General features: G+C 64.7%; 11 protein-coding genes and 2 pseudogenes. 4 read left to right on the top strand and 9 right to left on the bottom strand.

Features of this window, described 5'->3' with window-relative positions:
• Positions 1–3 precede the first annotated feature (3 nt).
• The 5 genes from C483_RS15885 to thyA all read right to left on the bottom strand — a co-directional run bounded on the left by C483_RS15885 (position 4) and on the right by thyA (position 7,486).
• Positions 4–2,172: a thioredoxin domain-containing protein gene (locus tag C483_RS15885; RefSeq protein WP_006654382.1), complete on the bottom strand. Its 2,169-nt coding sequence runs from the start codon at positions 2,170–2,172 to the stop codon at positions 4–6.
• 86 nt (positions 2,173–2,258) lie between these two features.
• A complete protein-coding gene (locus C483_RS15880) occupies positions 2,259–2,768 on the bottom strand; it encodes a small multi-drug export protein (RefSeq protein WP_006654381.1) in 510 nt (169 codons plus the stop codon).
• A gap of 267 nt (positions 2,769–3,035) precedes the next feature.
• Positions 3,036–5,798, bottom strand: a complete 2,763-nt coding sequence (acnA, locus tag C483_RS15875; RefSeq protein ID WP_006654380.1) for an aconitate hydratase AcnA — start codon at positions 5,796–5,798, stop codon at positions 3,036–3,038.
• Positions 5,799–5,903: 105 nt separating this feature from the next.
• Positions 5,904–6,461 carry a dihydrofolate reductase gene (locus tag C483_RS15870; protein WP_006654379.1) on the bottom strand — a complete coding sequence of 186 codons (558 nt, stop codon included), beginning with the start codon at positions 6,459–6,461 and terminating at the stop codon, positions 5,904–5,906.
• Positions 6,458–7,486, bottom strand: coding sequence for a thymidylate synthase (gene thyA / locus C483_RS15865; protein WP_006654378.1), 1,029 nt, complete (start codon positions 7,484–7,486; stop codon positions 6,458–6,460). Before thyA ends, C483_RS15870 begins: the two co-directional genes overlap by 4 nt.
• A gap of 120 nt (positions 7,487–7,606) precedes the next feature.
• On the opposite strand from thyA, the pseudogene C483_RS15860 reads away from it, so the two are divergent.
• Both C483_RS15860 and C483_RS15855 read left to right on the top strand, forming a co-directional pair.
• Positions 7,607–9,299 (top strand): annotated as a pseudogene (locus C483_RS15860) (ribonuclease H-like domain-containing protein).
• Positions 9,300–12,140: a DEAD/DEAH box helicase gene (locus C483_RS15855; protein WP_006654377.1), complete on the top strand. Its 2,841-nt coding sequence runs from the start codon at positions 9,300–9,302 to the stop codon at positions 12,138–12,140.
• Positions 12,141–12,305: 165 nt separating this feature from the next.
• Here C483_RS15855 and C483_RS21285 read toward each other — a convergent pair.
• Positions 12,306–12,374 (bottom strand): annotated as a pseudogene (locus C483_RS21285) (hypothetical protein); the annotation flags it as partial.
• Positions 12,375–12,545: 171 nt separating this feature from the next.
• Here C483_RS21285 and C483_RS15850 point away from each other — a divergent pair.
• Positions 12,546–13,220 carry an HD domain-containing protein gene (locus C483_RS15850; protein ID WP_006654376.1) on the top strand — a complete coding sequence of 225 codons (675 nt, stop codon included), beginning with the start codon at positions 12,546–12,548 and terminating at the stop codon, positions 13,218–13,220.
• A 480-nt stretch (positions 13,221–13,700) separates the two neighbouring features.
• Positions 13,701–14,993, top strand: a complete 1,293-nt coding sequence (gene purD, locus C483_RS15840; protein ID WP_006654374.1) for a phosphoribosylamine--glycine ligase — start codon at positions 13,701–13,703, stop codon at positions 14,991–14,993.
• Positions 14,994–15,060: 67 nt separating this feature from the next.
• Here the strand turns inward: purD and C483_RS15835 are convergent, their stop codons facing one another.
• The 3 genes from C483_RS15835 to C483_RS15825 form a co-directional block, all read right to left on the bottom strand.
• A complete protein-coding gene (locus C483_RS15835; protein WP_006654373.1) occupies positions 15,061–15,393 on the bottom strand; it encodes a hypothetical protein in 333 nt (110 codons plus the stop codon).
• Positions 15,394–15,478: 85 nt separating this feature from the next.
• A complete protein-coding gene (locus C483_RS15830) occupies positions 15,479–16,813 on the bottom strand; it encodes an MgtC/SapB family protein (protein ID WP_006654372.1) in 1,335 nt (444 codons plus the stop codon).
• A gap of 231 nt (positions 16,814–17,044) precedes the next feature.
• Positions 17,045–17,320: a PadR family transcriptional regulator gene (locus C483_RS15825; RefSeq protein ID WP_006168874.1), complete on the bottom strand. Its 276-nt coding sequence runs from the start codon at positions 17,318–17,320 to the stop codon at positions 17,045–17,047.
• Between the last annotated feature and the right edge of the window lie 388 nt (positions 17,321–17,708).

The following is a 17,708-nucleotide window of genomic DNA, read 5'->3' as shown; positions in this document are numbered from 1 at the left end:
TGCCTAGAACGGACTCTCTGTCTGTTCCGCACCCGCGAGCCACTCGAGTGCATCGTCTACATCGTGTGTCGGCGGCGAGCACGTCCGGTCGCGACAGACGTACAGCGTCGGCTCGCCGTCCCTGGCTTCGCGGCCGGCCCAGATCGGCGGCGCATCTGCGAGGTCGAGTTCAGTGAGCCACGACTCGAGTTCGTCGTCCGTCGCCGGTCGCCGCGCGAACAGCCGATCCGGCAGATACCGGCCGGCGAACGCCTCGCGCCACGCCGCGGGCAGGTCGTCCGCGGCGACCGTGATCTCGAGTGCACCCGACTCGAGTCGATCCGCGGCGAGACAGAGCGTCGCGTGCTCGAGCGAGTTCGTCTCGATCCGGTTGGCGTGGGTTTCGAGCACCGTTGTGGCGATTTCCTCGAACTCGTCGTCTTGATCCGCGAAGCCCTCGAGCGCGAGCAGCGTCTCCACCGCGACGCCCGCCGCCGAGGGAGTTGACTGATCGCCCAGTTCTTGCGGACGAGTGACGAGCGATTCGCCGCTCTCGGGTGTGAAGTACAGCGTTCCACGGTCTGCGTCCCAGAACTCGTCTTCGATGATCCGCGCGAGGTCGAGCGCGAACGCCAGGTGGTCGACCTCGCCAGTTGCCTCGTAACAGCCCAGTGCGGCGCGCGCGAGGAACGCGTAATCTTCGAGGTAGCCGTCGATGGCCACATCCCCGTCTTTGTACCGCCGCGAAAGTCGCTGCTCGTCTTCGTCCCAGAGCCGATCACGAACGAACTCGAGTGCGTCGACGGCCATGGTGGCGTACTCGTCCCCATCCTCGCTCCCGCCGAGAACCAGAGCAGCCTCGGCGCAGGTCGCAATCATCAGGCCGTTCCAGCCGGCGAGCACCTTCTCGTCGCGGTTCGGGCGAGGGCGCTGCTCGCGAGCCGCGAACAGTTTTTCCCGGGCGGACTCGAGTCGGGCCCGCACGTCGGCCGCTTCGAGATCGTACTCGGCCGCGAGATCAGACACTGAGCGCACGCGGTTCGGCTGGGTCGAGCCCTCGAAGTTGCCCGATTCAGTGATATCGTACCGGTCACAGAATAGGTCGGCTGTCGTCTCGTTCTCGAGTACGTCGTGAATCTCGTCGGGCGTCCAGACGTAGAACGCGCCCTCCTCGCGCTCGCCGGTTTCGGGCTCCTCGCTCTGGGCATCGAGCGTGCTGAAGAAACCGCCCTCCTCGTGGGTCAGTTCGCGCGCGACGAACGCCAGGGTCTCGGCGACCACCTCGGCGTAGCGCTCGTCGCCGGTCTGCTGGTAGCCGATGAGGAACGCGCGCGGAATCTCGGCGTTGTCGTACAGCATCTTCTCGAAGTGCGGAACGGTCCAGTCCCGGTCGACGCAGTAGCGGTGGAAGCCACCGCCGACGTGGTCGTAGAGCCCGCCCGCAGCCATCGCGTCGAGTGTCTCGACGAGCACGTCCTGGAACTCGTCGCGTCCGGTCCGGTCTGCGGCGCGGGCGAGCACGCGGAGCCGCGAGGGCTGTGGGAACTTGGGCCCATCGGAGCCGAAGCCGCCGAACTGGCGGTCCGCGCTCCGAAGCGAAGCGTTCGCGGCCGCCTCGAGGACGTCACTCGACGGCGGCTGTGAGGCGCTGACGGCGTCCGGGGTCTCCTCGAGTCGGTCCTTCGCGGCGTCGGTCCATTGCTCGGCGCGGTTCTCGATTTCGTCGCGGTCTCCTGCCCACGAGTTCGTTAGGTTCTCGAGAATGTCGAGAAAGCCGGGCTGGCCGCGTTTTGCGTTCTTGGGGAAGTACGTGCCGACGTAGAACGGCTTCCCTTCGGGGGTGAGCCACGCCGAGAGGGGCCAGCCGCCGCGGCCGGTGACCAGCTGACAGACGGTCATGTAGATGCTGTCGACGTCCGGGCGCTCCTCGCGGTCGACCTTGATCGGGACGAAGTTCTCGTTCAGGACCTCGGCGACCTGCTCGTCCGCGAAGCTCTCGTCTTCCATGACGTGACACCAGTGACACGCCGAGTAGCCGATCGAGAGAAAGATCGGCACGTCGTGCTCGCGGGCCGTCTCGAGGGCCTGCTCGTCCCAGGGCTGCCAGTTGACGGGGTTGTCCGCGTGCTGGCGCAGGTAGGGACTCTCCTCCTCGTCGAGCCGATTGCGATCGGTCGGCGTGGATGTAGTCATACCCAGGCCTACGGCTGGCGGTTGTAAAAGACCGACGTACGTGCGCCGGCATCGCAGTACGTACACCCGTCGAGTACGTCGTCGCGCTACGCAATGCCGAGCAGTGAGACCCCGAACGCGGATGCAGCCGTCAGAATCACCGTCCAGATGGCGATACCGACCGTCATCCACCCCGCGACGAGTCGCTCCCGGCTCCCCGCGAGCAGCGCGACGAGCGCGGCGATGTGAACGCCCGTGAGAATCGGTCCACCAAAGGAGATCCCAGGCAGGCCGTACCTGTCCCAGAGGGTTCGTGCTCGCGCGTAGCGATCGGTTGGCTCCGATTCGTCGTCATCGTCGTTCCCGCGCCAGTTCGCCCACCAGGCCGAGAGCCGCCCGTGAAACAGGATCAAGGCGTATACGGAGAGAACGTTGCCTGCGAAGGCGATGATCCCCGTCAGAATCGGATCGAGCCCGAGTCCAATCGCAATCGGGATCACGACGAGAATCTCGAACACCGGAATCGCAGCGAAGATGAATACCAGCAGGTACTGAACGAACCCGGTAGCGTCCTCGAGTGTCGTTCCAACGTCAACCAGGAGCGGAGTGAGTGACATGCGATTGTGTGGCCAGTCGGTATGGGATTCTGCGGGCAGTACGGGGTTGTGCGGGCAGTCGGTACGCGATCGGGTGGGGTGAGTGACAGTCGGTGGGGAGCGGGCAGGTCGGAGCCAGTAGAGCGTTGCCGACTGCAACGGCTGGCGTCAGTTACACGTACGGCGCGTCGGCGTCAAATACGTGACGTTAGCGGCTACGAGACCGCCAGAAGGTGTGCGCTCGAAGGTCGCCCGCTTGGGCTCAAACCCCTCGAAGAGCGCGGTCGATCAGTTCAGTTCCTCGGTGAGCAGCCGTCGCAGCACGAGGTGGAGCACGCCGCCGTTCTCGACGTACTCGACGGCCATCGGCGTGTCGACCTGTGCGGTCACCGAGAACTCAGCGGTCTCACCGTCGTCAGTCTCGGCGGTGACGTCCAGTTCGGCGTTCGGTTCGAGGCCATCCTCCAGACCGTCGATCTCGAAGTACTCGTCGCCGTCGAGGCCGAGTTCTTCCCAGCCCTCGCCGTCTTCGAACTGCAGGGGCAGGACGCCCATACCGATGAGGTTGTCGCGGTAGATCCGCTCGTAGCTCTTGCCGATCGTCGCGCGGATACCGAGCAGGTCGGTCCCCTTCGCGGCCCAGTCGCGGCTCGAGCCGGTGCCGAGTTCGTCGCCAGCCATGACGATGAGCGGGGTGTCGTCCTCGCGGTAGCGTTCGCTGGCTTCGAACACTGAGGTCTCCTCGTCGGTTGGGTGGTGGACGGTGTAGCCGCCTTCCTTGCCGTCGAGCAGTTCGTTTTTGATGCGGACGTTCGCGAACGTGCCGCGCATCATGACCTCGTGGTTCCCGCGGCGGGAGCCGTAGGTGTTGAACTCGTGGACCGGCACGTCGCGCTCGGTGAGCCACTGACCGGCCGGCAGGTCCTCGCCGAACAGACCGGCGGGGCTGATGTGATCGGTCGTGACCGTGTCACCGAGCGTCAACAGTGCGCGGGCGTCCTCGACGTTGTCCACGCCGGGCTTCTCGAGTGGGAAGTCCTGGAAGAACGGCGGCTCGCGGATGTAGGTGGACTCGTCGTCCCAGTCGTAGACCTCTCCCGTCGGTGCGTCGAGGGCCTCCCAGCGCTCGTCGCCCTCGTAGACGCTCGCGTACTTCTCTGCGAACATCTCGGGGGAGACGCTGTCGTGGATCGTCTGGCGGATTTCCTCAGTGTCCGGCCAGATGTCCTCGAGGTAGACCTCCTCGCCCTCGTTGTTCGTCCCGATCGGCTCGTTCTCGAGGTCGATGTCCATCTTGCCGGCGAGACCGTAGGCGACGACCAGTGGCGGACTGGCAAGGTAGTTGGCCTGGATCTTCGGGTGGATCCGGGCCTCGAAGTTGCGGTTGCCCGAGAGGACGCTCGTCGTCCAGAGGTCGTGCTCGTCGATGGCGTTCTCGATCGGCTCTGGGAGCGGCCCGGAGTTGCCGATACAGGTCGTACAGCCGTAGCCGACGACGTGGTAGCCCAGTTCCTCGAGATCGTCGAGCAGCTCCGCGCGTTCGAGGTACTCGGTGACGACGCGGCTACCCGGCGCGAGGCTGGTCTTGACGTACTCGGGTACCTCGAGTCCCTGTTCGGCCGCGTTGCGGGCCAGCAGCCCGGCACCGACCATCACGGACGGGTTCGAGGTGTTCGTACAGGACGTGATCGCGCTGACGAGGACGTCGCCGTGGCCGATCTCGACCTCGGTGCCGTCCTCGAGTTCGACGGGAACCTTCTCGTCGAGCGGGAGACCCGGCCCGGAGCCGGTCGAGTCAGCAGCGGCCGCGCCACTGCCATCACCGATTGCGGGCTCGCCGCCCGCGCCGATGACGCCCTGCTCCTCGAGGAGGGCCGGGAAGTGCTCGTCCAAGTCGCCCATCGGGATGCGCTGGTGGGGCTTCTTGTGGCCCGCGAGGCTCGGTTCGACCTCGTTGAGGTCGAAATCGACGGTTTCCGTGTACTCGGGCTCCTGCTCGCCGAAGAGACCCTGGGCTTCGAGGTACTCGCGGACGAGTTCGATGTGGTCCTCGTCGCGACCCGTGAGTTCGAGATATTCCAGCGTCTTCTCGTCGACGGGGAACATGCTGATGGTCGAGCCCTGTTCTGGGGCCATGTTCGAGATGGTCGCGCGGTCCGCGACCGAAAGCTGGGAGACGCCGGGACCGTAGAACTCGACGAATTTGTCGACGACGCCGACCTGGCGGAGCTTTTCGGTGATATGGAGCACGAGGTCGGTCGCCGTCGCGCCTTCGGGAAGGTCACCAGAGAGGCGAACGCCGACGACTTCCGGCAGGGACATGTTGATCGGCTGGCCGAGCAGTGCGGCTTCTGCTTCGATCCCGCCGACACCCCAGCCGACGACGCCGATACCGCCGATCATCGGGGTGTGGCTGTCGGTGCCGACGAGCGTGTCGGGGACGAGCCACTGTTCACCATCCACTTCGCGCTCGTGGACGACACGGCCGAGGTGCTCTAAGTTGACCTGGTGGACGATCCCGGTTCCCGGCGGCACGACGTTGAACTCGTCGAAGGCCTGCTGGGCCCACTTGATCGCACGATATCGTTCCTCATTGCGCTCGTACTCGATTTCGACGTTCTTCTCGTAGGCGTCGTCGGTGCCAAAGTGGTCGACCTGCACACTGTGGTCGATCACGAGGTCACACGGGACTTCGGGCTCGACGACCGTCGGATCGACGCCCTTGCGGTCTGCGGCCGAGCGAAGCGCCGCGAGGTCAACGACCGCGGGAACGCCGGTCAGGTCCTGTAGCACGACCCGCGAAACCGTGAAGGGGACCTCGGCGTCCGGCACGTCGGGCTCCCACGAGGCCGCGGCGCGAACCGAGTCCGCGTCGATCTGATCGCCGTCAGCGTTTCGGAGGACGGACTCGAGTAGAATGCGAATGCTCACCGGCAGTTTGTCGAGGTCACAAAGGCCCTGCTCCTCGAGAACCGTGAGGTCGGCCATCTTGTACGTCTCGCCGTCGTGTTCGAATTCCCGGATCGCGTCCGAGAACGTATCGGTTGCCATAGCTAGACTTCGGACCGGGGTGTTTTGAATCCCTCGAGAATCGTCCAGAGAGCAAGTCAGCTCCTATGTTCGGCTGATTTATATACTCGCTCGCGTCTGGATCGGCTACGACGATCGAGCGTACTCGACGAACGCGAAGCCGTCGCGCTCGTCGCACTCGAGTTCGTCGAAGTCGGCTCGATCCCAGTCGGGGAACCGCGTGTCACCGTCCGGCTCCTCGTGCACTTCGGTCACGATCAGTCGGTCGAGCGCGGGCAGGAACTGCTCGTAGACGGTTGCGCCACCCGCAACGAACACCCGATCGGCCCCGTCGTGGCGCTCGTCGGCCGCAGTTTCTGCCTTCTCGACAGCCGACTGCAGGTCGTGGGCGACGACTGCGTTCTCGGGCGTCTCGAGGTCCCGGCTCGTCAACACGACCGTGGTTCGCCCGGGGAGCGGTTCCCCGAGCGCGTCGACGATGCTCTCGTAGGTGATCCGGCCCATAATGACCGGATGGCCCATTGTGGTCTCTTTGAAATGTTGCAGGTCCGCGGGGATGTGCCAGGGCATGTCGCCGTCCTTGCCGATGACGCCGTTGTCGGCGACGGCGACGATACCGACGAGTTCCCGAGCGCTGGTTGGAGTTGGGGTTGGGGTTGGAGTGGGGGATTCGCCGTCGGTCATTCGGCGACTCCGAACGTGAGCCCGTCGTGGGACTCGTACTCTCGCAGCGTGACGTCCTCGTAGGACAGGTCGTCGATCGTGGCCGCGTCCACCTCGAGCGTCGGTCGGTCGAGCGGCTCGCGCGAGAGCTGTTCGAGCAGTCCCGGCACGTGGTCGAGGCGCTCGTCACCCTCGGCCTCGGCGGGTGCTTCGGACTCGAGCCATTCGCGGATCTCGCGGTACTCATCGCGTGCCTCGACATCGGCGAGTCGAGTCTGCAGCTCTTCGAGGTTGTCCGCGTACCACTCCCCGCGATCGCCGCGGCCGCAGTAGACGTGGGCATCGACGACGGTGTGGGCGAACGTGCCGGGTTCGAAGCCGGTCTGCTGAGCGACGATTTTCGTCAGGAGCGCGTAGGCCGCGATATTGAACGGAATGCCGAGCGCGATGTCACCCGAGCGCTGGGTAAGGTGGCAGTTCAGCCGGTCGCCCTGGACGTTGAAGACGAACGAGTAGTGACACGGCGGCAGCGTCGAGACGGCCGCGTTCGCGGGATGCCAGGCGTTGACGACGAGTCGACGGGAGTTCGGCGAGTCCGAGAGCGTGTCGACGACGTACTGCAGTTGGTCGAACGTCCGTCGCGTCTCGCCGTCGGCGCTCTCCTCTACGGTGACCCACTGGTGGCTCTCGTCGGGCCAGGACTCGCCCGGCAGCTGTGCGGACTCCTCGGGAACCGGAAACCGCCGCCAGAAGCGGCCGTAGGCGGTGTCGAGGTGGCCCTCCTCGTCGGCCCAGGCGTCCCAGATCTTGGTCTCCTCGCGGAGGTCGCGGATGTGCTCCTCACCCGAGAGATACCAGCAGACCTCGTGGAGCATCGAACTCCAGCGGTAGCCGTCCATTTGCTTGGTCGTCAGCAGGGGGTAGCCCTCCTGCAGGTCGACCTCGTAGTGCTCGCTGAACGAGGAAATCGTGTCGACGCCGGTGCGGTTGGGCTTGTACGCCCCCTCGCTGAGTGCCGCGTCGACGAGGTCCTGATACTGTTGCATTGTCGCGGTATTCGTAGCGGTAGCGTAAAATGGGTTTGCGTTTCTGCCGGCGGTCCACTTTCACTCCGCTGTCCAAACCGTCTTTAGCCCCGCGTCCTTGCCACCGACTACGACGACACCATGGCAGGTCCCACCGGTACTCGAGTACTCGCCCTCCCGCCGACCACGGTACTCGAGCGATCGGTTGCGACGCTCGAAGATATCGCGGCGACGGTCGAGCCGGATGCGGTCTGGCTGTTCGGCTATGCGCGCGAGCCGACGGCGGCGGCCCGCGCGCGCCACGTCATTGGACGCGCCGGTGATTCACCCGCCGCTCGAGACGGGCGGCGGTGGGGCGCTCCCTCGGCACAGGATTGGTGACGAACTCGAGTTCGCCGTGGCGCAGCATCCGCGGGCGCTCGGTGTTGGTGCTGATGCTGATGCTGGTGCTAGTGCTAGTGCTGATACTGGAACCAGTGCTGATGACGGCGACAGCGACGGTAACAGTGGCGGTGACGGTAATGATAACGGAAGCGAAACTGGACCCACGAGTGCCGACGTCCTCATCTGCGACCAGATCACGACCACGACGCGACCCACCGCACTCGAGACGACCCTCGATCACGCGGCCGAACTCGCGGCCGCGCTCCCGACCGGCCAGGAGACGACCGTGCTGACCGGCGGGCTGCCCGCGGGCTACGACGAACGGTGGCACCTCGATGCCGAGACGGGAGCCGCCCGAACCGTCGAGCACAACCCGCTGCGTTCCGCCGAGCCAGTCGCCGACGACGCCGTTGCGGTCCGCGTCCGGGGAGCCGGCCCCATCGACGGCTACGGCGGCGCGAAATCAGTGGTGGCACTCGAGTACAGCGCCGACGGAACACTCTCGAGTACAGCCTACGCACCGGGTGATTTCGGACTCGAATCGGTTACCGGAGTCGGCCAGAAGACAGCGAACCGCCTCGAATCGCAGGGAGTAACGACTCGGTCAGAGCTACTCGAGTTGTCCGTCGCCGCGCTCTCGGATATCGAGGGCATCGGGCCGAAGAGCGCGCGCCGAATGCACGAGCACGCGCGGGTACTCGAGTCGGGCGAGCCGCGGCGACTCACGGACGAGCCACTCCCCGGCGAAGCGTGGGGACGGCCGCCGCTCTGTCTCGACATCGAAACCGATGGGCTCTCGCCGACGATCATCTGGCAGATCGGGGTCTACGATCCCGAATCGGACACCCATCGGGCGTTCGTCGAGCGCGACGACCCGACCGACCGGGCATCGGTCCTGCGGGAGTTCTGCGACTGGTTGCTCGGCGTCCACCCGAATCGGGCGCTGCTCACCTGGAACGGCTGGGGGTTCGACTACCGGCATCTGGGCGCGTTTATCGCCCGCCACTGCCCCGAGTACGTTGATGACTGGGAGTCAATCCTGAAGTTCGACCTCTACCGCTGGGCAACCGATCGCGAGGAGACCGGGAACGCGCTCCTCCCCGGTCGGACGAACGAGCTCGACATCGTTGCCGCCGAACTCGGCTACGGGGGTCAGGAAACTGGACTCGACGGCGCGCGAACGGCGGCAGCGTACCAGCGGTTTATGCGAACGGGTGAGTCGGGTGTACTCGAGTGGGACCGTCACAAGGCCTACTGCGAGGACGACTGTCGGGCACTGTGGCACGTGTACGAGCGGCTTCGGGATGCGCCGCGAGCGTCGGGTGTGGTGGGGTCGGTTGGCTCAGCGAGAGCAACGGGATCGACGGGGTCGTCCCCAGACGAAGGCAGCTCACACGCCGACAGCACTGGCGGTTCGACCAGCGAGCAGACCGGACTTGGTGATTTCTGAATGGCAACGAACGAGGACGGAGATGGGGGAGATGAGGGAGAACAGGGCGATCAGGATGACCAGGGCGACCAGCAAGCGATCCCGATCACTGGCGAGGAGTTACGAGAGACGTTCCCGCGCGCAGGCGCTCGCGAGTCTGGTGACATCTCCGTCCTCGAACTGCCCGGGCGGGACGCAGCGACGGTTCCGAACTCGGACGTCCTCCGCCCGGAACTCGCCGAGCAGTTGGAACACGACCTCTACACACACCAGGCCGAAGCGCTCGAGGCACTCGAGTGTGGAGAGAACGTCTGCGTCGCGACGAGCACTGCTTCGGGGAAGACGCGAATCTATGCGCTCCAGATTGCGAGACACTATCTGGACGCACGCGGGCGGGCCGCAGAGACCGGCGGGAAAAAGGGGAAACCGAACGGAGGCGAGAAGACGGGGGCAGGTGCAGGTGCAGCGGCGGCCCCAACACCGACCGCCTACGTCTGCTACCCCACGAAAGCCCTCTCGCGCGACCAGGAGCGCGAACTGAACGACTTCTACGACGACCTCGGTCTCGACATCACCGTCCGGGTCTACGACGGCGACACCGAACGCGGGGAGACGCGCCGCCAGATCCGCGAGGAAGCCGACGTCATCATCACCAATTTCGCCGGCGTGAACACGTACCTGCATGACCACGACCGCTGGGCGCGCTTCTTCTCCGCCTGCGACCTCGTGGTCATCGACGAATCCCACACCTACACCGGCGTCCACGGCATGCACGTCGCCTGGATTATCCGCCGACTGAAGCGCGTGCTCGCGTACTACGACGCCGACCCGCAGTTCGTCCTCACCAGTGCGACCATCGGAAATCCGGGCGCGCACTCGAGTACCCTGATCGACGACCAGGTAACGGTGATCGACGAGGACGGCTCCCCGACGGGACCACGGGAGTTGGTACTGTGGAACCCGCCGCCGCTGCCGAGCGAGGAAGACGGTAACGGGGCCGGTGGCAAAGACGCCGTCACCGACCGCGTCCCTGCCACCGTCGAAGCACCGCGGTTACTCTCGCATCTGACCTACCACGACGCCCAGACGCTGCTGTTTACCCCATCCCGAAAGCTCGCCGAACTCTCGGTCAAGCGCGCGGCGAAACACCGCCGCGATCGGTCGCAATACTACACGAATCCCGACCGAGGAAGCGCCATCGAGCCCTACCACGCGGGCCACTCCCGACGGAACCGCCACGGCACGGAACACCAGCTCAAGACCGGTGTGCTCGACGGCGTCGCCTCGACGAACGCACTCGAGTTGGGGATCAACGTCGGCGAGATGGACGCCACCGTCCAGCTGGGCTACCCTGGCCAGCGCCAGTCGTTCTGGCAGCAGATCGGTCGCGCGGGACGCGGGGCCAAACGCGCGCTCTCGGTGCTCGTCGCTGGCCACCGCACGCTGGACCAGTACGTCGTGAACAACTCGGAGTACCTCCTCGAGAACGACGTCGAGGACGCCGTTGTCGACACCGAGAACGACGCGGTCTTCGCACAGCACCTGCTCTGTGCGGCGGCCGAACTCGCACTCGACGAGAGCGACGCCGGCGCGGACGGACTCGCCGATCGCGAGCGACTCGAGCGGGCGATCGAGATGTGGCGACGCGCAGGGAAGCTCACGGGCCACCTCGAAACCGGCGTCTCCTACACCGGCCCACCCAGACCGCAGCGATCGATTTCGCTGTACGCCACGACCGGCGAGGAGTACACGGTCGAACTCGCCGATGGCGTCGACGAGCGCCACGACCCCGAGATGGAACCGCTCGCCGAAGAGCGCGTGCTGCGGGACTTTCACGAGGGCGCGGTCAGGCTCCACGAGGGCCAGCAGTACGAGGTCTGTGCGGTCGACCACACGACGCCGCGGCCGTCGGTGACGCTTCGGCCGACGGACGTAGCGTACTACACGCGGACGCGCACGGACGTGACGGTTCTCGACGCCGTCTCGGAGGAGTCGCGCGAGATTGGATCCTTTACGCTCCACTTCGGCCGCGGGCGAGTGCTCGTCTACCACGACGCCTACGACGAAGTCGCGATCCACGGCGGGAAAAAGCAAGCACAGCAACTCCCCACCGGAAACCCGCCGCTCTCGATGGAGACGCAACTGTGCTGGCTCGAGGTCCCCGAGCGCGTCGAGTCCGCGCTGGTCGAGCGATACCGCGACTTTTCGGTGCCGGAACTGGACAGCGACCTCGCAGACACCGCTCACCTTGGTTACGCGGGTGGCCTCCACGCTGCCGAACACGCCACGATCGGTGTCGCCCCACTCGAGTTGATGGTCGACAAGCGCGACCTGGGTGGGCTGGCGACGCTGTCGATCGACTCGCATCTGGCCAGCGCCGCAGCAGACGAGAACGGTGACGACGAGACGAACACTGGCAAAGATCCCGCCCCGCAGAACATCGCCGCCGCCGAGGCGACCGTCAGAGAACTCGCGATGGGACTCGAGCGCAAACCCGCGAGCGGGTGGTTCATCTACGACGGGATCGACGGCGGCCTCGGTTTCTCGCGGGCGATCTACGAGAACTTCGAGGCCGTCGCCCGGCGGGCGCGTGACCTGATCGAAAACTGTGACTGCGGCCGCATCGATGGCTGTCCCGCGTGCGTGATGGACGACCAGTGCGGGAACGACAACCAACCGCTACACCGTGATGCGGCCGTTGACGTGCTGGATCACCTTCTGGCGAGTTCGGGTGATGAAAGGAATGTACTCGAGTCCGATCTGCTGGCAAACAACGGTGGGAACGGAGACGGAAGTGGAGATGGCGGCAAACATGACGCTCGCGACGGCGACGACAGACGACCGCCGTTGTTCTACGCCTGATGGTCTACGTCTGAGGGTGAGATGACGCAGCAGCAACTGAGACACCGAGCAGGAAGGTGTAGAATCTAAGCATATCGAGCAGCGGAACGTGACAGCAAACCGCCGCGACCAGGTGTCCGGTCGCTGTGTCAGCACGGCACCGACGGTCAACCCACCGTTCGAGCCGCCCGAAATCGACAGGCGCTCGCTCGACGTGTAGTTCTCGCCGATCAGGTACTCTGTAGCGGCGGTCATGTGTTCTCGCACTTTGAGTGTGGGGGACCAGCAACCATGCTGAGGGGGTACAAACGCTAGATGCTCGAATACATGAATTCAGCCACAGACAGTCCGGGACAGTGCTGTCGTTGCTCAGTTCCACACATTTGCATCCAAAAGAGTCAATGGTTCTACCTGTGACAGAGGAGTATGACCGATTCGACGGATGCAGAACTGTTCGGTGCCATCGCCGATTGGATGGCCAGTGAACTGGCGCTCGACGCCAGCGGGCACGACATTCACCACGCCTGGCGCGTGTTCTCGCTCGGACGACGACTCGCCGACAAAGAGGGAGCCGACGGCCTCGTCGTCGGAGCGGCGGCGCTCACTCACGATCTCCATCGCGTCGTCGGTGGCGACGAGTTCGTCCATCCGCGAGACACACTGCCGACGGTCCGCGACATTCTCGAGAGTGTCGGCTTCCCGACCGAACGAATCGAGGCCGTCTGCCACTGCGTCGCCGTTCACGAAGAGTACGACTTTGACTACGGCCACGGCGACGAACGAGGTGCCGACACCATCGAGGCCGCCGTCGTTCAAGACGCGGACAACCTCGACGCGATCGGTGCCGTTGGAATCGCCCGTGCGTTCGCTTACGGTGGTGCACGCGACAACCCGATGTGGACCGCCGATCCGTCGCCCGACTGGGTCGCGTGGTCGGCGGACGAAACTGACGGCTCGACACTCGAGCACCTTGAGGAGAAACTCGTCCACCTCCAGGAGAACATGAACACCGACACCGGCCGCCGGCTGGCCGCCGAGCGCCACGCGTTTCTCCTCGAATTTCGCGAGCGATTCGAACGCGAGTGGGTCGGTGAGGCGTAGTGCTCCGAAACGACTGCCCTGCGCGAAACGGCGAAGATCCACTGCGAAGTTCACGTGACGGTGACTAGATGTCCGCCCTCCGAACCGCACTTCTCGAGTGGGACACGGATCGCATTGTCGCTGTCGTTGCGGCTGGCGTGGCGGTGTACGCCTCAATGCAACTGGCGGACGGCTTGCTTACCGGGCTTGGACTGACCGTCTGTCTCGCGGCTGTACTCAGCGGTTCGTGGTGGGGNTACGCCTCAATGCAACTGGCGGACGGCTTGCTTACCGGGCTTGGACTGACCGTCTGTCTCGCGGCTGTACTCAGCGGTTCGTGGTGGGGTGTGACGCGGTTCGTCGAACACGTCCGGCAGCGGTACTAGCCCTGCATTCAGTATCAGCACACTGGCTGGAGTAGCGGACCATATACACGGATGTGCGTACTTCTTGCTCGTGGAAAGAGCAACACTTACAGGTTCGTGCGTTTCGGTATCGACCATGTCAGAGACCGTGCTCCTGATCGGCGGCGGCGGTCGCGAACACGCCATCGCCCGCGCGCTCGAAACCAGTGAGGCCGACCTCTACGCCTGCGCCGGCAACCGAAACCCCGGCATCGCCCGCATCACAGACGGCTTCGAGACACTCGAGACGACCAACCCGAAGGCCGTCGTCGAGTTCGCCGAGGAGGTCGACGCGACGATCGCCGTCGTCGGCCCCGAAGCACCCCTCCAGGCCGGCGTCGCGGACGAACTCGAGTCCGCCGGCATCTACGCCTTCGGACCGAAGGAGGCCGAAGCCCGCATCGAGACGGACAAGGCCTTCCAGCGACGGTTCATGGCCGAACACGACATTCCGGGCTGTCCAGACTTCGAGACGTTCGACGACATGGACGCCGCGTGTGACTTCGTCGACGAGTACGACGGCGACCTGGCGATCAAGCCCGCGGGACTCACCGGCGGCAAGGGCGTCAAGGTCATCGGCGACCAGGTCACCGCCGAAGAGGGCAAAGAGTACATCCGTGACTCAGACTACGACCGGATCGTCCTCGAGGAGCGCCTGATCGGCGAGGAGTTCACGGTCCAGGCGTTCGTCGCCAACGGCGACGTGCGCACGGCACCCGCCGTCCAGGACCACAAGCGCGCCTACGAGGGCGACGAAGGCCCGAACACGGGCGGGATGGGCAGCTACTCCGACGCGACCACCGCGCTGCCGTTCATGACCGACGCAGACTACGACGACGCCGTCTCGATCATCGAGGCGACTGTGGACGCACTCGAGGACTACCGCGGGATTCTGTACGGCCAGTTCATGCTCACGAGCGAGGGGCCGAAGGTCATCGAGTTCAACGCCCGCTTTGGCGACCCCGAAGCGATGAACACGCTCCCGGTCCTCGAGACAGACTTTTTCGACATCCTGACGGCTGCACGGGACGGCGACGCGCTGCCGGTACTCGAGTTCGCCTCGCAGGCGACGGTCTGTAAGTACGCGGTTCCGGAGGGGTACCCAACGGAGCCGGACGCGGGTGCGAAAGTGCAGGTGGACGAGGAGAGTGCCGGCGATGCACTCCTCTACTACGCGAGCGTGGACGAGCGTGACGACGGTATCTACACCACAACCTCGCGCTCGTTCGCCGTGGTTGGTCGTGCAGATTCGATTACTGAAGCCGAACAGATTGCCGAGGCCGCACTCGAAGTCGCCGGCGAAGAAGGACTGCACATGCGCCACGACATCGGGAAGCCGGAACTGGTACAGCAGCGAATCGATCACGTCGAAGAGCTGCGCGGCGAGTAGTTGCAGTCGCGACTGCTGCTGTGGCGGTAGCGGCGTTTTCAGTGGTGTACCGCGATGAGTAGCAGTGTTACTGCGTCGAGTCCGACTCGTCATCGTCGAACTCGATCGACTGTGCGTCGCCGCCTCGGATCGCGTCGCCCACATTCCCGGGGTTGACCGCCTCGCCGAGCGTACCAGGGTCGGCGACCGCGCCGACGCCCTGGTCGTCGACGGCCGACTGGATTGTCTCGACATCGACCGCGGTGGCGACGCGCTCCGAATCTGCGGCTCTGTCGAGCGCCCGACGCAGGAGGACGTAGCCAACGACTGTGAGAACGCCCATCGCCAACGCGCCCCGTACGCCGTAGCGCCGGTAGCCGACAGTCATCGCCTTCTTCCCGACGGTAAGCAAGCCGATCATAGTGCTCGTCGTAGGACGAGTACGGGCAAGAGCTTGGGCCCTTCGTGTGGAGGCCGCCAGCAACGCGCTGCTGTGACGGACCCACTTACACAACGACGACGAGCACCGCCGCCGCACCACCAAGCAACAGCAGCGCGCTGTACGCAGCAACCTGATTCCGGAAGTTCTTGTTCGTCGACGTCGCCGCCAGCATCGCCTTCACGACGATACTCGAGACGGTCGCGAGCAAGATCGCGATCGTCGCCTCCGGGGCGCCGAGCTGGCCGCCCCGATAGAGCACCACGGCGGACGTAGTCGCGCCCGCACTCGAGACGAAGCCGCTCGCGACGGCGGTCGCGTAGAAGCCGAGGGTGCCGAACCAGGTTTCGGCGAGCGACCCGAAAACGAGCACGACGAGGAAGACGGCGCCGAACGCGAGTGCGTTCTTCATCGAGAAGGGGCTCTCGAGTTCCATCGAGCCGGACTCGCGCCAGTCGGCGGTGAGGCCGGCAATTGCGAACGCGATCACGATGACAGCGCCGAGAGGAAGGATGGCCTCGACGAGGATGCCGGTGTTTGCGCCTGCATCGGCATCGGTGCCGGTTCCGGTACCGGCACCGGCACCCATCGTGAAACCAACCGCAATCGCCAGATTGCGGGTAGCCATGGCCGCGTTCGCGAGTAAGATAGCGGCGACGGCGTACGAGGCGGCTTCGGGTCGCTGGCGGACGTGGTCGAGCATCGTCCCGACGACGGCCGTCGAGGACGCGAGACCGCCAAAAAAGCCCGTGACGGCGATACCGCGTCCGCCGTAGGTGGAGACGATCGCGTAGTTGACGATGCCGATACCGGCGACGGCGACGACCATGAGCCAGATTATCTGTGGCTCGAGTGGAATCGTCACCGCGCCGAGGTCGAGGGCGGCTTCGGCGGGCAAGAGCGGGTAGATGACGAACGCGAGGATGGCGAACTCGGTCGTCGAACGCATCTCCTCGCGGGTGAGTCCCCACGCGAACTCGTGGAGTTCGCGTTTGAGGACGAGCAGGAGCGACGAGAGGACGGCGACGGTGACGCCCTCGATGATGAAGCCGGCTGCGACGAGCGAGCCGACACCGTAAGCGACGAGCATCGACACCGACGTCGTCAGCGAGAGGCCGGCGTCCTCGTCACCGAGCAGTCCCTGCACCGCGAGCAAGACACCCTGAACGATGACGAGCAGTCCGCCGAGGATGAGCAGACTCTCCCCAATGTCTGTCTGAAGGACGAGAATCGTGAATACCGCAGCGAGCAGGCTAATCAGCGAGAACGTCCGAATGCCCGCGGACTTCTGTGACCACTCGCGCTCGAGCCCGAGGAACATGCCGAGCGCACCGGCGAGTGCGATCCGGACGACCGTCTCGTCGAGTGGCGCATCAGCGATCTGCAATACGGCCTCGTTCACTGCTGGCTGTTCTCCACGACTGCATATAAGCGCCGTGGCGCCTGTGGCGAGAGGAGACCGGTGCCGAGCGTAGTCGGCCTGGGATGGACGACTGCACAAGACAGAGAACGCAGCGGAGCAGTAGTGTGAGGAGGAATCGTCGAGTGACGGTAACAGTCTGGTGCTTGGAACAGTCCGGCAATCCGATCAATTACAGACAGTGGGAGGCAGTACAGACGGTGGCAGCGAACGCTATAGTTCGACGTACTGTCCTTCCCAGTCCCGGCGCGCCTCGAGTTCCCGCCGGCCACGTCGAGTGAGCGTGTAGAAGTTCGTCCGCCGGTCGCGGTGTCCCTTCTCGACGAGGCCCTTGTCGACGAGTGTGTCCAGATTCGGATAGAGACGGCCGTGGTGAATCTCTTTCTCGTAGTACTGCTCGAGTTCCTCCTTGATTGCCAGTCCGTGGGGTTCCTCCTCACCAGCGATGACGTACAGCAAATCCCGCTGGAATCCTGTCAGGTCGTACATTGGGAAAGTACCACCTGCACTTACTGTCGAATTTTAATAAGGGTGTCGGGTTGTTTCGAACGAAACTGGGGTATTACCACTGAATATAGTCGTTTCATTGAATTTCGAATGATAACACCCATGACTGATTCGGTGTGGCAACACACATAATGAGCCATTCATGTTTACAGTTCGTCGTTTCCAGAAGCGAATATTTGCTTGTGGTTCGACACTGCCCAGCGGTGAATACAGGCCGACCTCAAGACGGTCTATAGATCGCTCGCGACAGCCGGCACAGTCGCTCAGGAATGTAGTAAACAGGAAAGCAGATCGCGTGACGGGAAAAACGTCACGCGATCGCTTGCCGCCCTGAATTGGTCCCCGCTGACGCTTCGGCCCTCCAAGCGAA

The sequence above is a fragment of the Natrialba hulunbeirensis JCM 10989 genome, from assembly GCF_000337575.1.
In the GTDB taxonomy this organism is placed as follows: Archaea; Halobacteriota; Halobacteria; order Halobacteriales; family Natrialbaceae; genus Natrialba; species Natrialba hulunbeirensis.
The sequence above is the reverse complement of the archived record's forward strand: the minus strand, read 5'-3'. Positions and strand labels throughout refer to the sequence as shown.